The organism is Streptomyces parvus (assembly GCF_014648875.1).
Classification (GTDB): domain Bacteria; phylum Actinomycetota; class Actinomycetes; order Streptomycetales; family Streptomycetaceae; genus Streptomyces; species Streptomyces parvus.
This window is the reverse complement of record NZ_BMRY01000005.1, coordinates 289,672-303,574: the sequence shown is the minus strand read 5'-3', so window position 1 is coordinate 303,574 and position 13,903 is coordinate 289,672. Positions and strand designations below refer to the sequence as shown.

The window sequence follows — 13,903 nt, the reverse complement described above, 5'->3', positions numbered from 1 at the left end:
CCCTGTGCGCCTGTGATTGCGCACAGGGCTTCCGTATCAGCCTGTGATCTACGACGCGTTCGTCGCAGGTCACCTTGGGTGTCACCTCTGAAGGCGACAGCTTGGGCGTCACCCCTGAAGGCGGCACCTTGGGCGTCACCTCTGAAGGCGCTCAGGGGCGGGTCTTCGTGCCGCCGCTCCCGTTGACGCCGGTACGGGTGTCGGCACCGGCGCCGCCGAGCTTCTTGGCCAGCTTCATCGCCTGAGGGATGGCCGACCCGCCCTGGGGGCCCGTGGCGCCGGGGGTTCCGGCGGCGGGGGATCCGCCCGTGCCCAGCCAGCCGGCCAGCTTGCCGCCCTCGGCGACCGCCCGCAGGCGTTCCTCCGCCCGGTCGCGCACCTGGTCGGTGGCCACCACCAACAGCTCGTCCCCGCGCCGCAGCACCGTCGCCGGGGAGGGCACGAAGCTCTGGTTCTCCCGGACCACCAGCGTGACGGCGGCGCCGGCCGGGAGCCGGAGCTCGCTGACCTCGACACCGTGCATCTTCGACTTCGTGGGGACGGCGACCGACAGCAGATGGCCGCGCAGCCGCTCCAGCGGGGCGGATTCGATGCCCAGGTCGTCGGCCTCGGCCGGGTCCTCGGCGATGTTCAGCTTGTTCGCGACCCAGGGCAGTGTCGGGCCCTGGATCAGGGTGTAGACGATGACCAGGACGAAGACGATGTTGAAGATGCGCGTACTGCCCTCCACCCCGGACACCATCGGAATGGTCGCCAGGATGATGGGCACCGCCCCGCGCAGCCCGGCCCAGGACATGAGGGCCTTCTCGCGGGCCGGCAGCCTGAACGGCGCGAGGCTGAGGAAGACCGACACCGGCCGCGCCACCATGGTCAGCACCAGGCCCACCACGACGGCCGGCCAGAAGTCGTCGACCAGGTCGTGCGGGGTGACCAGCAGGCCGAGCAGCACGAACATGCCGATCTGGGCCAGCCAGCCGAGCCCGTCGGCGAAACCGCGCGTGGCGGGCCAGTGGGGCAGCTTGGAGTTGCCGAGGATCATCGCGGCCAGATAGACGGCGAGGAACCCGGAGCCGTGGGCCATGGCGCCCGCCGCGTACGCCGAGACGGCGATGGCCATCACGGCGATCGGGTAGAGGCCGGAGGCGGGCAGGGCCACGTGCCGCAGCCCGAGGGATCCCAGCCAGCCCACCGTGACGCCGATCGCGGCGCCGATGGCCAGCTCCATCGCGATCTCCGCGACCAGGATGTACCAGTGCTCGACCGGGCCGACCACGGAGAGCGCCACGACCATGATGACGACGGGAGCGTCGTTGAAGCCGGACTCGGCCTCCAGGACACCGGTGATCCGGGGCGGCAGCGGCACCCTGCGCAGCACGGAGAAGACGGCCGCGGCGTCGGTCGAGGAGACGACCGCGCCGATGATGAGCGCCTGGCGCCAGTCCAGGCCGACGAGGTAGTGCGCTGCCGAGGCGGTGATGCCCACGCTGATCGCGACGCCGATGGTGGAGACCACCGCGGCGGCGGGAAGGACGGGTTTGACCTCTTTCCACTTCGCCCCGAGTCCGCCCTCGGCCAGGATGACGACCAGGGCGGCGTAGCCGATCACCTGCGTCAACTCGGCGTTGTCGAACTTGACGTCGAAGATGCCGTCCTGTCCCAGGGCGATCCCGATGCCGAGATACAGGAGCAGGCTGGGGAGCCCGCTGCGCGAGGAGATCCGTACCGCCGCCACGGCGACGAGCAGGACGAGCGAGCAGACGAGCAGGAGTTCGTTGAGCGCGTGGACAGTCAGGGTCCGTTCCTTCCCTGCGTGCGCCTGCCGGATCGGCCCCCGGCAGTCAAGTACTTCGTTACCTTACCTAATCGTTAACGACTTCTTGACGGCTTCGAGTGTTCGTACGAGGAAGACGCAAATGGATGCATCCCTATACCGCGTCCGAGTGGCTTCTCCGCTGCGCCTATGGTTGCTCCTGCACTCCCAGGACCACCCTGCCCCCTCGAAGGACAGCGATGCCCGCCAACACAACCGACTCTTCCGGCCCTTCCGACGCGAAGAAGCCCGGCAGGAAGAAGGGGCGGCGCGCCCGCCTGCTCGTGCTCGTCCTGGTGCTGGCGCTCGTCGCGGGTGTCGGGTACGGGGCGTACTGGTCCGTGTCCACGGTGCGGGCCTCGTACCCGCAGACCACCGGGTCGATAACGCTCGACGGCCTTTCCGGCGACGTCGAGGTCAAACGCGATTCCTACGGGATTCCGCAGATCTACGCGGACTCCGACGCCGACCTCTTCCGCGCCCAGGGCTTCGTCCAGGCCCAGGACCGCTTCTGGGAGATGGACGTCCGGCGCCACATGACGTCCGGCCGGCTCTCCGAGATGTTCGGTTCCGGGCAGGTGGAGACCGACGCCTTCCTCCGGACGCTCGGCTGGCGGCAGGTGGCGCAGAAGGAGTACGACGAGGTGCTCGACGAGAGCACCAAGAAGAACCTCCAGTCGTACGCGGAGGGCGTCAACGCGTATCTGAAGGGCAAGGAAGGCCGGGACATCTCGGTCGAGTACGCGGCGCTGGGCCTGACCAACGACTACAAGCCCGGTGAGTGGACCCCGGTCGACTCGGTGGCCTGGCTCAAGGCGATGGCCTGGGACCTGCGCGGCAACATGCAGGACGAGATCGACCGTTCGCTGCTGACCAGCCGCCTCGACCAGGACCAGATCGAGGACCTGTACCCCGGCTATCCGTACAAGCAGCACAAGCCGATCGTCGAGCAGGGCGCGATCTCGCCGGTGACCGGGAAGTTCGACCCCGCTGCGACCCCGGCGGACAGTATCGGCTCCACGACCCCGCAGGGCGCCGGCGAGGGCCTGACCACCCAGCTCGCCGCGCTCTCCGACACCCTCGACGAGATCCCGGCGCTGCTCGGCCCGAACGGCAACGGCATCGGCTCGAACTCCTGGGTCGTCGGTGGCGCGCACACCACGTCCGGCAAGGCGTTGCTCGCGAACGACCCGCACCTCGCGCCGATGCTGCCCTCCCTCTGGTACCAGATGGGTCTGCACTGCCGGAAGCTCTCGGCGACCTGCCAGTACGACACGGCGGGCTACACCTTCTCCGGCATGCCCGGTGTGATCATCGGCCACAACCAGGACATCGCCTGGGGGCTGACCAACCTGGGCGCCGACGTCACCGACCTCTTCCTGGAGAAGGTCTCCGACGACGGCTATCTGTACGGCGGTGAGACCAAGCCGTTCAAGACCCGCGAGGAGACCATCAAGGTCGCGGGCGGCAAGGACCGGACGATCACCGTCCGCGAGACCAACAACGGCCCCCTGGTCTCCGACCGCAGCAAGGAACTGGACAAGGTCGGCCAGAAGGCCCCCGTCAGCAACGCCGCCCCCGACCGGGCCGACGGCTACGCGGTGGCGCTGAAGTGGACCGCGCTCCAGCCCGGCAAGTCCATGGACGCCGTCTTCGCGATCAACCGGGCCAAGGACTTCACGACCTTCCGGGCGGCGGCCCAGAACTTCGAGGTCCCCTCGCAGAACCTCATCTACGCCGACACCGAGGGCAACATCGGCTACCAGGCCCCCGGAAAGATCCCGGTCCGCTCCGCGGGCTTCGACGGTACGGTCCCGGCGCCGGGCTGGGACCCGAAGTACGCGTGGAAGGGCTACATCCCCTTCGACGAGCTGCCCTACGAGTACAACCCGGACCGCGGCTACATCGTCACCGCCAACCAGGCCGTCATCGACGAGAAGAAGTACCCCCACCTCCTGACCAAGGACTGGGGCTACGGTGCCCGCAGCCAGCGGATCAACGACCTCCTCGCCCAGAAGATCAAGGGCGGTGAGAAGGTCTCGACCGATGACATGCAGAAGTTGCAGATGGACAACTTCAGCGAGATCGCCGCGCTGCTGGTGCCCGAGCTGAAGAAGATCAACATCCCCGACCCGAGCGTCCGCGAGGCCCAGAAGCTGCTGGAGGGCTGGGACTACACCCAGGAGCCCGACTCGGCCGCAGCCGCGTACTTCAACGGCGTCTGGCGCAACATCCTGAAGCTCGCCTTCGGCAACAAGCTGCCCAAGGAGATGCGGGTCGAGGGCGACTGCATCAACGTGCCGCCCGCCAAGAACAGCGGCCCGGCCGACCAGCAGAGGAAGCTCGTCCGCGAGTGCGGCCAGCGCGACGGCGACACGGCGCAGCCGGACGGCGGCGACCGCTGGTTCCAGGTGGTCCGCGAGATCGTGGGCGACCAGGACAACGAGTGGTGGAAGGCGCCCGCCCGGGGCCGCGAGGACGCCCTGGAGAACCGGGACGACCTGTTCGCCCGGGCGATGGAGGACGCCCGCTGGGAGCTGACCGCCAAGCTCGGCAAGAACATCTCCACCTGGAGCTGGGGCCGGCTGCACCGGCTCACGCTGAAGAACCAGACGCTCGGCACCGAGGGCCCCGGCCTGCTCCAGCGGGCGCTCAACCGCGGCCCCTGGAACCTCGGAGGCGGCGAGGCGGCGGTCAACGCCACCGGCTGGAACGCGGCGAGCGGCTACGAGGTCGTCTGGGTGCCGTCGATGCGCATGGTCGTCAACGTGGGGGAGTGGGACAAGTCCCGCTGGATCAACCTCAGCGGGGCCTCCGGGCACGCGTTCAACGCGCACTACACCGACCAGACCGACAAGTGGGTCGACGGCGAACTGCTCGACTGGTCCTTCGGGGCAGAAGCAGTCGACGCGTCCACCGTCGACACGCTGACGCTGAAACCGTAGGCCCCAGGTCGACACGCTGACGCTGAAACCGTAGGCCCCAGGTCGACACGCTGACGCTGAAACCGTAGGCCCTCTAGGAAGGGTTCACGAAGCGCCGCGCTCCGGCCGGTGTGACCACGGCGTCCACGGGGTGGTCGTGCGGTTCCGCAGGGACCCGCGCGACCACCTCGTTCTCGTACAGCAGCACGACGAGCGACGGGTGTGCCCCGGCGGCCGTCAGCCGGGCCAGCACCCGGTCGTAGCTGCCGCCGCCCCGCCCCAGCCGCATCCCCGCCCCGTCCACCGCCAGGCCGGGCAGCAGTACCGCGTCGGCGGCGAGGACGGCGGCGGGGCCCAGGCGCGGTCCGTCCGGCTCCAGGAGCCCCCGTCCGGCCGGGAGCAGATGGGCCGGGCCCTCGTAGGCCGCCCAGTCCAGGTCGTTGTCGGCCAGGAGGACCGGCAGCAGCACCCGCACGCCGTGCCCGCGCAGTGCCTCCAGGAGGGCGCGGGTGCCCGGTTCGCGGCCCACGGAGACATACGCGGCGACCGTACGGGCGTCGGCCAGTTCGGGGAGGCCCAGCGCCGCCTCGGCGAGAACCGCGGCGGTCCTGATCGCGTCCTCCTTCGTCAGGAGGGCCCGTGCGGCCAGCAGTTCACGCCGCAGGGAGCCCTTCTCGGACGCCTTTCCGGACTTGTCGGTGTTCATCGGTGACTCGCACGATTCTCGTATGGGCATATTTAAGGACGAAGTTAACCGGAATATCAGCTTCCGGCCGTGTGCACCCGTTAAGGTCGGCACATGACTCAGTCGCCCTCCAGGATCAGCAAGGCCGTCATCCCGGCAGCAGGTCTCGGCACCCGGTTCCTGCCCGCCACGAAGGCCACTCCGAAAGAGATGCTGCCTGTCGTCGACAAGCCGGCCATCCAGTATGTCGTCGAAGAAGCCGTCGCGGCGGGCCTCTCCGACGTACTGATGATCACCGGTCGCAACAAGCGCCCCCTGGAGGACCACTTCGACCGCAACTACGAGCTGGAGTCCGCGCTCACCCGCAAGGGCGACGCCGAACGCCTCGCCAAGGTCCAGGAGTCCAGCGACCTGGCCACCATGCACTACGTGCGCCAGGGAGACCCCCGCGGCCTCGGGCACGCCGTGCTGTGCGCCGCCCCGCACGTGGGCGACCAGCCCTTCGCGGTGCTGCTCGGCGACGACCTGATCGACCCGCGTGACGCGCTGCTGGCCCGGATGGTCGAGGTCCAGGAGCGTGAGGGCGGCAGCGTCATCGCGCTGATGGAGGTCGACCCCGCGCAGATCCACCTGTACGGCTGCGCCGCCGCGGACGCCACCGTCGACAGCGACGTCGTCCGCGTCACCGACCTGGTCGAGAAGCCCGACCCGGCCGACGCCCCCAGCAACCTCGCCATCATCGGCCGGTACGTCCTGGACCCCGCGGTCTTCGACATACTGCGACACACCGAGCCGGGCCGCGGCGGCGAGATCCAGCTCACCGACGCGCTCCAGCTGCTCGCCGCGGACGAGAAGATCGGCGGCCCCGTGCACGGCGTCGTCTTCAAGGGCCGCCGCTATGACACCGGCGACCGCAGCGACTATCTGCGCGCCATTGTCAGACTGGCGTGCGAACGTGAAGACCTGGGGCCGGACTTCCGGACCTGGCTGCGCAAGTACGTCGCTGAGGAGATGTAGCCCCGTGAGCAGCACGATCTGGTCCGTCGACGAGCACTTGGACGACATCCTCGCCTCGGTGAGGCCGCTGGAGCCCATCGAGCTGCAGCTGCCCGACGCCCAGGGCTGCGTCCTCGTCAAGGACGTCGTCGTGGAGGTGGCCCTGCCGCCCTTCGACAACAGCTCCATGGACGGTTACGCGGTCCGCGTCGCCGATGTCGAGGGCGCGAGCGAGGAGTTCCCCGCGGTTCTCACCGTCATCGGGGACGTCGCCGCGGGCAGCGCTGGGCTCGCCGACGACCAGGTCGTGGGACCGGGACAGGCCGCCCGCATCATGACGGGCGCCCCGCTGCCCGCCGGTGCGGAGGCCGTGGTCCCGGTCGAGTGGACGGACGGCGGTACGGGCGAGGGCCCCGCCGAGGGGATGCGCGCCCACGCCGACGCGCCGGAGGGCGCCACCGGCGAGGTTCGCGTCCACCGTCCTGTCACGGCGGGCGCCCATGTGCGCGAGCGCGGCAGCGACGTCGAGCCGGGCGAGCTGGCCCTGGCCGCCGGATCGGTCGTCGGCCCGCCGCAGATCGGGCTGCTCGCGGCGATCGGCTGCTCCACCGTGGTCGTACGGCCCCGGCCCCGCGTGGTCGTCCTGTCCACCGGCAGCGAACTGATCCAGCCCGGCGAAGGGCTGACGGGCGGCCAGATCTACGACTCCAACAGCTTCGCGCTGACCGCCGCCGCCCGGGATGCCGGAGCCATCGCCTACCGGGTCGGCGCGGTCGCCGACGATGCCGAGACACTGCGCGCCACCATCGAGGACCAGCTGATCCGCGCGGACATCGTCGTCACCACGGGCGGCGTCAGCGTCGGCGCCTACGACGTCGTCAAGGAGGCGCTGTCCTCCGTCGGCGACGCGGACGAGCCGGGCAGCGGGGTCGAGTTCCGCAAGCTCGCCATGCAGCCGGGCAAGCCCCAGGGCTTCGGCTCGATCGGCCCGGACCACACCCCGCTGCTGGCCCTGCCGGGCAATCCGGTCTCCGCCTACGTCTCCTTCGAGCTGTTCGTCCGCCCCGCCATCCGCGCCCTGATGGGCCTGCCCGATGTGCACCGCCCCACGGCCCGCGCCGAGCTCAGCTCCGACAAGGCACTCACCTCCCCGGCCGGCCGACGCCAGTTCCTGCGCGGCCGTTACGACGCGGAGGCGGGCACGGTCACCCCGGTCGGCGGTTCCGGTTCGCATCTGATCGCCGCGCTGGCCCAGGCCGACGCGCTGATCGTGGTGCCCGAGGACGTCACCTCGGTCGAGCCCGGCACGGAGACGGACGTGGTCCTGCTCCGCTGACCGCCGCCCGGTGGCGGTACGGTATCTGCCGCCGTGCCTTCCGGGGGAACCCCTCCGGGTCCGAGGCCCATCGGTGCCCCTACCGCTAGGCGGAGTGAGTTGAGTACGCAGAACAGGCTGACGCACATCGACGAGGCGGGCGCGGCCCGCATGGTCGACGTGTCGGCGAAGGACGTCACCACCCGCGTCGCCCGCGCATCCGGCCGGGTGCTCGTCGCGCCGCGCGTGATCGAGCTGCTGCGCGGCGAGGGAGTGCCCAAGGGCGACGCCCTCGCGACCGCCCGGATCGCCGGGATCATGGGGGCCAAGCGCACCCCGGACCTGATCCCGCTCTGCCACCCGCTGGCCGTCTCCGGCGTGAAGGTCGACCTGAGCGTGGCCGACGACGCGGTGGAGATCACGGCCACCGTGAAGACGACGGACCGCACGGGCGTCGAGATGGAGGCCCTGACGGCGGTGTCGGTGGCGGCCCTGACCGTCGTCGACATGATCAAGGCGGTCGACAAGAGCGCGGTCATCACCGACGTACGGGTCGAGGCGAAGTCGGGCGGCAAGTCCGGCGACTACCGGCGCACCGCGTCGGCGGAACCGGCGGGACCGGACGCGTGACGCCGCCCGAGCCCACCGGAGTGGCGCCGGAGGCCCCCTCCCCGTACGCCGCCCTCGTCGTCACCGCTTCCAACCGGGCCTCCGCCGGTGTGTACGCGGACAAGGGCGGCCCGCTCATCGCCGAGGCGCTGACCGGCCTGGGGTTCACGGTCGACGGCCCGCAGGTCGTCCCCGACGGCGACCCGGTCGAGGCGGCCCTGCGCGCGGGTGTCGCCGCCGGGTACGACGTGATCGTCACCACCGGCGGTACGGGCATCTCTCCCACCGACGCCACCCCCGAGGCGACCCGCCGGGTCCTCGACCACGAGATCCCCGGCATTCCGGAGGCGATCCGGGCCGAGGGCCTCGCCAAGGTCCCGACCGCCGCCCTCTCCCGTGGCCTCGCGGGCGTCGCTTCGCGCACCCTGATCGTCAACCTCCCCGGCTCCACCGGCGGGGTGAAGGACGGACTCGCCGTCCTCGGCCGGCTCCTGGTCCACGCCGTCGACCAGCTCCGCGGCGGCGACCACCCCCGACCGGGGAGCCCGAGCTGAACATCGCGACCTGGCCGGTGACGCTGACCGACGGCGAGATCGTCCTGCGTCCGATAAAGATGCGTGACCAGCGGGTCTGGCGTGAGGTCAACCGGCGAAACCGCGACTGGCTGCGCCCCTGGGAGGCCACCGTCCCGCCGCCCGCCCCCGGCGGCCCGATCGCGCAGCGCCCCACGTACCGGCAGATGGTCCGCCACCTGCGTGCCGAGGCGAACGCGGGGCGGATGCTGCCGTTCGCCATCGAGTACGAGGGCCGGCTGGTCGGCCAGCTCACGGTCGCCGGGATCACCTGGGGCTCGATGTGCTCCGGTCATATCGGCTACTGGGTCGACCGGAGCGTCGCCGGGCGCGGTGTCATGCCGACGGCGGTGGCGCTCGCGGTGGACCACTGCTTCCGCACGGTGGGTCTGCACCGGATCGAGGTCTGCATTCGCCCGGAGAACGCACCCAGCCGCCGGGTGGTGGAGAAACTCGGATTCCGCTCGGAGGGCGTACGCCCGCGCTATCTCCACATCGACGGCGCCTGGCGCGACCACCTGATCTTCGCCCTCACCGCCGAGGAAGTGCCCGAGGGGATGCTCCGGCGCTGGCGCCGGTCACGGCCCATGACGCCGGGAGGCCCCGGGACGGCCGGGGAAATAAAATAAGTGTTCGAATTTGATCGCCGGATGACCGCAATGGATAGGGTTATCGGCATCTGTTGATCCGAACAATCACAAAAAAAGTCCGTGATATCAGCCGGATCGTGCGACACACCGGGCCAATTGGCGGATCCTTGCGCGCAAACCCCTCTACGGTGTGAGCGTGAGCAGCAGCGGCCTCATCTACGCAGTCATCGTCGGGGCCTGGGCCGCCTACTTGGTGCCGATGTGGCTCCGCAGGCAGGACGAGCTCAACGAGGCCCGTCCGACGGAACGCTTCAGCACCGCCATCCGGCTGCTGTCCGGCCGGGCGGCGATGGAGCGCCGTTACGCCAAGGAGCTGCGGGAGCGCACCGCCGAGGAGGCGGGGCCCGAGGTCGACCCGGACCGGGAAACGGACCGTATGGAGTCCGTGGACGTCCGGGCCTTTGCCGCGCCTCCGGCGCACACGGAAGCCCGGCTGGGCGACCCGGCGTACGCGCCCGAGCGCGCCCCGGGCCACCAGGCATCCGACCGCCCGGCGCACGACCGGCGCCCGGACCAGCAGCCCCCGGACCGTCAGCACCCGGACCGCCCGGCGCACGAACGCCGGTCCGGCGAGCGCCCCTCGGAGCACGTGCCCCCCGACCGGCGACGCCCGCGCTCCGATGCGGCCGACGCCGAGCGGGCCCGGCGCGCCCGGCGCTCCCAGGTCCTGGCGCGGCGCAGGCGGACCACCGTCGTCCTCTTCCTGGCCTTCACCCTCGGCGCGATCGTCGCTGCGGTCGGCGGCCTCGGCTTCCTCTGGGCCCCCGCGGTTCCGGCCGTGCTGCTGAGCACGTACATCGTGCATCTGCGCGCGCAGGAGCGCCGGCGGTTCGCCTTCACGATGGACCGCCGCCGGGCCGAGGACGCGGCCCAGCGGCTGCGCGAGAACCGCCCACGCCGGAACCAGCCCCCGGCCCCCGACTCCGCCGAGCCGGACGACGACTCCGAAGCGCATCACGCGGAGCCGGAGCCCACCCCCACGGTCTCCCCTCAGGAGGCCGGCCGCCGCGCGCTGGTCGAGCAGACGGACCACGCGGAGTGGGTGGACCAGCAGCGCGAACGCGGCCGGGTCCAGGGCGACAGCTGGGAGCCCGTTCCCGTACCGCTGCCCACCTACGTCACCGCGCCCGTCGCCCCCCGGGCCACGGGCGGTGTGGAGGTCGGCGACCCGGAGACCTGGAGCGCGGCCCGCTCCAGCACCGCCGAGCCCACCCAGACGGGCACGTCGCACCCGACGGCCCCGACGGTCGACCCGGCCCCGCGTCAGCGCACGAACCAGTCCCGCCGCAGCCGCGACCGGGGCCGGACCCCGCTCTTCGACCAGTACGACGACGAGGACCGGCCGCGTGCGGCCAATGAGTGAGGCCCCCGGGGACGCCCGGGGGCACCGGGAAACCCGACACCGCTGACCAGCGGAGGAACGGATTTCCAAGCACCCCTGTGAGGGTGCTAGAGTTTCACACGTCGCAAGGGCCTGTGGCGCAGTCTGGTAGCGCACCTCGTTCGCATCGAGGGGGTCTGGGGTTCAAATCCCCACAGGTCCACAGCGAACCGATCACGAGTCAGCTCGGGACCGGTTGACGAAATCCCGTCCAGTTACTTCAACTGGGCGGGATTTCGTGGTTCTCGGGCTTGGTACGGGTATGTGCCGAACACCGGCAGATGATCCGGGGGGCCGGCCTGCGCGGGTTCGCGCGAATCGTCGAAGAGCCCGGCGGCGACCCCGTGGAGTTTCCGGGGCGGTTCGCGATCCCTCCGGAGACGCTCGTCTCCGAGGACGGGCTCATCCCGATCACCAGCCACGACCTGATGCTCGACACGGTGGCACGTGAGCTTCGATGCCTGCGGGTACGCCTGGCGGACGCTTTTGGCCGATCGGGGGAGTACGGCGTGCCGGGCGACGGACACACGGGCAGAGTTGGAGTGGACGGCGGCCCTGGCCGCCCAGGATCGAACGGAGAGGGGAGTCCGATGGCACCCGGGAGCGACGACCCTCTCGACGTGGGGCATTCGGCGGGGCTCGTGGTGGACGAGAGAGGCACGATCCTGCGGTGCACGCCGGCCGCGGAGTCCCTCCTCGGGCTCTCGGCGGCGGAGCTGCACGGCAGGCGGCTCCAGGACCTCCTGGCGGTGCCCGAGAGCTGGCCGACGGTCCTGGAACAGCGCGACGGGCCGGTGTGGGAGGGCCGGGCGGTGCTGGCCCCGCGCCTCGGGGGTGAGGTGGAGTTCCGCGTGCTGCCCCTGACCGGCGAAGGGGCGGCCGGCCGGGCGGAGGAGTTCCTTGTGCTCGCCGCCCCGCAGGTCCTGGTCGCACAGCGGCGCCAGGGCCACGCGTTCCTGCGGGAACTGTTCCTGCAGGACCGCATCGGCCTCGCGGTGTTCGACAACGAGCTGCGGCTGGTACGGACGAACACCCACCTGCTTCCCTACCTGGGGGTCCCGGACGAGCTGTACGGGGCCCGGCTGGGCGACTTCCTCCAGGAGGCGGACGCCCGGGTGATCGACAACCGCCTGCGGAACGTCCTGACGACGGGAACCCCCCTGGTTGGGTTCGAGGTCAAGGCCCACACACAGGTCGAACCGGGAGCGGGACGGACGATGTCCCTATCGGCGTTCCGCCTCCAGGGGGCGAACGGCCACGTCATCGGCGTCACGGGGCTGTTCGTCGATGTGACGGACCAGAAGCTCTCACGTTTCCGGCTCGACGTCCTGCACCGCGCGACCACGGTGCTCAGCACGACCCTCTCCGCCGCGGAGAGCGCCCGGGGCTTGGCGGACGTACTCGTACCCGCGCTCGCCGACGTGGCGGTTGTCGACGTGGCCGAGGCGGTCTTCACCTACGACGAACCCGCTCCCGAGGACCACGGCGACCACCTGCTGCGCTGCACGGCGGTGGCCGGCGCCGCCCCCGGTGGCTTCGTTACCGGCACGGTGCTCGATGTGAACACCGGCGGGACGCTGTCCGACCGTATGTGGTCGGTCAGCGCGGAGGAGGGCGCCGAGCCGGCCGACGCGCTCGGCAGGGCACACGGGATGAGCACGTGGCTGCGAGCACGGGGATCGCTCCTCGGCCGTATCCGGGTCGGCCGAGGCCGCGACCGGCAGCCCTTCACCGGCGACGACCTCGACCTGCTGGCGGAGATAGCCTCGCGAGCCGCCCTCGTCGTGGACAACGCACGCCGCTACGCCCGCGAGCGGAACGCCGCGGTCGGGCTGCAGCGCAGCCTGCTGCCGTCCCCGACGACCGACACGGCCACGGCGCACACGGCGAGCGTCTACCTCCCGACGGATACGGCGACGGGGGCCAGCGGCGACTGGTTCGACGTCATCCCGTTGTCCTCCGCCCGGGTCGCGCTGGTCGTCGGCGACGTGGTGGGGCACGGCCTGGGGGCCACGGCGACGATGGCGCGCCTGCGGACCGCTGTGCGGACTCTGGCGGACCTCGACCTCGAACCCGACGAACTGCTGACGCACCTCGACGACCTGGTGTCCGAGCTCGCGATCGACACCGAAGACGCCGAGGCGTCCTTCGGGTCGTTCGGTGCGACCTGCCTGTACATGACGTACGACCCCGTCACCCGGCAGTGCCTGGCGGCCAGCGCGGGGCACCCTCCGCCCGCCCTGGTGGCTCCGGGCGGCAACGCCGCGCACGTCGACCTCAGCCCCGGTCCGCCGCTCGGGGTCGGTGGCCTGCCGTTCGAGCCCGTCGCGTTCGAGGCGGCGGACGACAGCGTCCTCGCGCTCTGCACGGACGGCCTCATCACGCGCGGCCATCCCGATCCCGACGAGGGGATGGCGGCCCTCCGGCACGCGCTGTCGGCGGCGCTCGTGTCCGGCCGGCCCCTGGAGGAGATCGGTCCCGAGGTGGTCGGGGAACTGGTACCCCGCCCGCTGGCGGACGACGTGACGCTTCTGCTCGCGGCGGTCCGCGGGATGGCCCCGCAGGACCACGTCTCCTGGACCCTGGCGGCGGACCCGTCGGTGGTGTCCGACGCACGCGCGCTCGTGCTGGGCCAGCTGTCGCTGTGGGGCCTGGACGAGCTGGCCTTCACCACGGAGTTGGTGACCAGCGAACTGGTCACCAACTCCGTCCGCTACGCGGGCGGACCTATCGGGCTGCGGCTGATCCGCGCGTCCTCCCTGATCTGCGAGGTCTCCGACGTCAGCAACACACAGCCGAGGATGCGCCGGGCCCGGGAGACCGAGGAAGGCGGTCGCGGCCTGTTCCTGATCGCGCAGCTCACCGACCGGTGGGGAAGCCGGTACACGCGCTCCGGCAAGACCATCTGGACGGAGCAGGCGCTGCCACCGGGCCCGTGACGTCCCGCGAGCGGTGCCCCGG

The 13,903-nt window shown here is 71.2% G+C and carries 10 protein-coding genes and 1 tRNA gene; 9 read left to right on the top strand and 2 right to left on the bottom strand.

The features are described from left to right. Positions 1 to 151 precede the first annotated feature (151 nt). Positions 152 to 1,732, bottom strand: a complete 1,581-nt coding sequence (locus tag IE140_RS18150; RefSeq protein WP_229826842.1) for a potassium/proton antiporter — start codon at positions 1,730 to 1,732, stop codon at positions 152 to 154. Between the two features lie 278 nt (positions 1,733 to 2,010). On the opposite strand from IE140_RS18150, the gene IE140_RS18145 reads away from it, so the two are divergent. Continuing rightward, positions 2,011 to 4,755, top strand: coding sequence for a penicillin acylase family protein (locus IE140_RS18145; protein ID WP_093436363.1), 2,745 nt, complete (start codon positions 2,011 to 2,013; stop codon positions 4,753 to 4,755). A 73-nt stretch (positions 4,756 to 4,828) separates the two neighbouring features. Here the strand turns inward: IE140_RS18145 and IE140_RS18140 are convergent, their stop codons facing one another. After that, positions 4,829 to 5,440 (bottom strand): 5-formyltetrahydrofolate cyclo-ligase, encoded by a 612-nt coding sequence (locus IE140_RS18140; protein ID WP_093436361.1) that lies wholly within the window; start codon positions 5,438 to 5,440, stop codon positions 4,829 to 4,831. A 93-nt stretch (positions 5,441 to 5,533) separates the two neighbouring features. Between IE140_RS18140 and galU the strand changes: the two genes are divergently transcribed. The 8 genes from galU to IE140_RS18100 all read left to right on the top strand — a co-directional run bounded on the left by galU (position 5,534) and on the right by IE140_RS18100 (position 13,881). Next, entirely contained in the window at positions 5,534 to 6,436 is a 903-nt protein-coding gene (gene galU, locus IE140_RS18135; RefSeq protein ID WP_006125284.1) for a UTP--glucose-1-phosphate uridylyltransferase GalU, read from the top strand. Positions 6,437 to 6,440: 4 nt separating this feature from the next. Then, positions 6,441 to 7,751 (top strand): molybdotransferase-like divisome protein Glp, encoded by a 1,311-nt coding sequence (glp, locus tag IE140_RS18130; protein WP_032766872.1) that lies wholly within the window; start codon positions 6,441 to 6,443, stop codon positions 7,749 to 7,751. Between the two features lie 99 nt (positions 7,752 to 7,850). Further along, positions 7,851 to 8,360 (top strand): cyclic pyranopterin monophosphate synthase MoaC, encoded by a 510-nt coding sequence (gene moaC, locus IE140_RS18125; RefSeq protein ID WP_032766875.1) that lies wholly within the window; start codon positions 7,851 to 7,853, stop codon positions 8,358 to 8,360. Continuing rightward, positions 8,357 to 8,893, top strand: a complete 537-nt coding sequence (locus tag IE140_RS18120) for a MogA/MoaB family molybdenum cofactor biosynthesis protein (RefSeq protein WP_176741648.1) — start codon at positions 8,357 to 8,359, stop codon at positions 8,891 to 8,893. Before moaC ends, IE140_RS18120 begins: the two co-directional genes overlap by 4 nt. A gap of 17 nt (positions 8,894 to 8,910) precedes the next feature. Continuing rightward, positions 8,911 to 9,540, top strand: coding sequence for a GNAT family N-acetyltransferase (locus IE140_RS18115; protein WP_100561871.1), 630 nt, complete (start codon positions 8,911 to 8,913; stop codon positions 9,538 to 9,540). Positions 9,541 to 9,697: 157 nt separating this feature from the next. Then, positions 9,698 to 10,924 carry a divisome protein SepX/GlpR gene (gene sepX, locus IE140_RS18110; protein WP_150193324.1) on the top strand — a complete coding sequence of 409 codons (1,227 nt, stop codon included), beginning with the start codon at positions 9,698 to 9,700 and terminating at the stop codon, positions 10,922 to 10,924. A 107-nt stretch (positions 10,925 to 11,031) separates the two neighbouring features. After that, positions 11,032 to 11,105: transfer RNA gene (locus tag IE140_RS18105), tRNA-Ala, on the top strand. 427 nt (positions 11,106 to 11,532) lie between these two features. Beyond that, the gene (locus IE140_RS18100; protein ID WP_150193325.1) at positions 11,533 to 13,881 is read left to right on the top strand and encodes a SpoIIE family protein phosphatase; all 2,349 of its coding nucleotides are present in this window, start codon (positions 11,533 to 11,535) and stop codon (positions 13,879 to 13,881) included. Positions 13,882 to 13,903: the final 22 nt, after the last annotated feature.

Excerpts from the sequence above, each read along its gene's own strand:
- IE140_RS18145 (WP_093436363.1), top strand. The coding sequence starts at position 2,011 with ATGCCCGCCAACACAACCGACTCTTCCGGCCCTTCCGACGCGAAGAAG.
- IE140_RS18140 (WP_093436361.1), bottom strand. The coding sequence starts at position 5,440 with ATGAACACCGACAAGTCCGGAAAGGCGTCCGAGAAGGGCTCCCTGCGG.
- galU (WP_006125284.1), top strand. The coding sequence starts at position 5,534 with ATGACTCAGTCGCCCTCCAGGATCAGCAAGGCCGTCATCCCGGCAGCA.
- IE140_RS18100 (WP_150193325.1), top strand. The coding sequence starts at position 11,533 with ATGGCACCCGGGAGCGACGACCCTCTCGACGTGGGGCATTCGGCGGGG.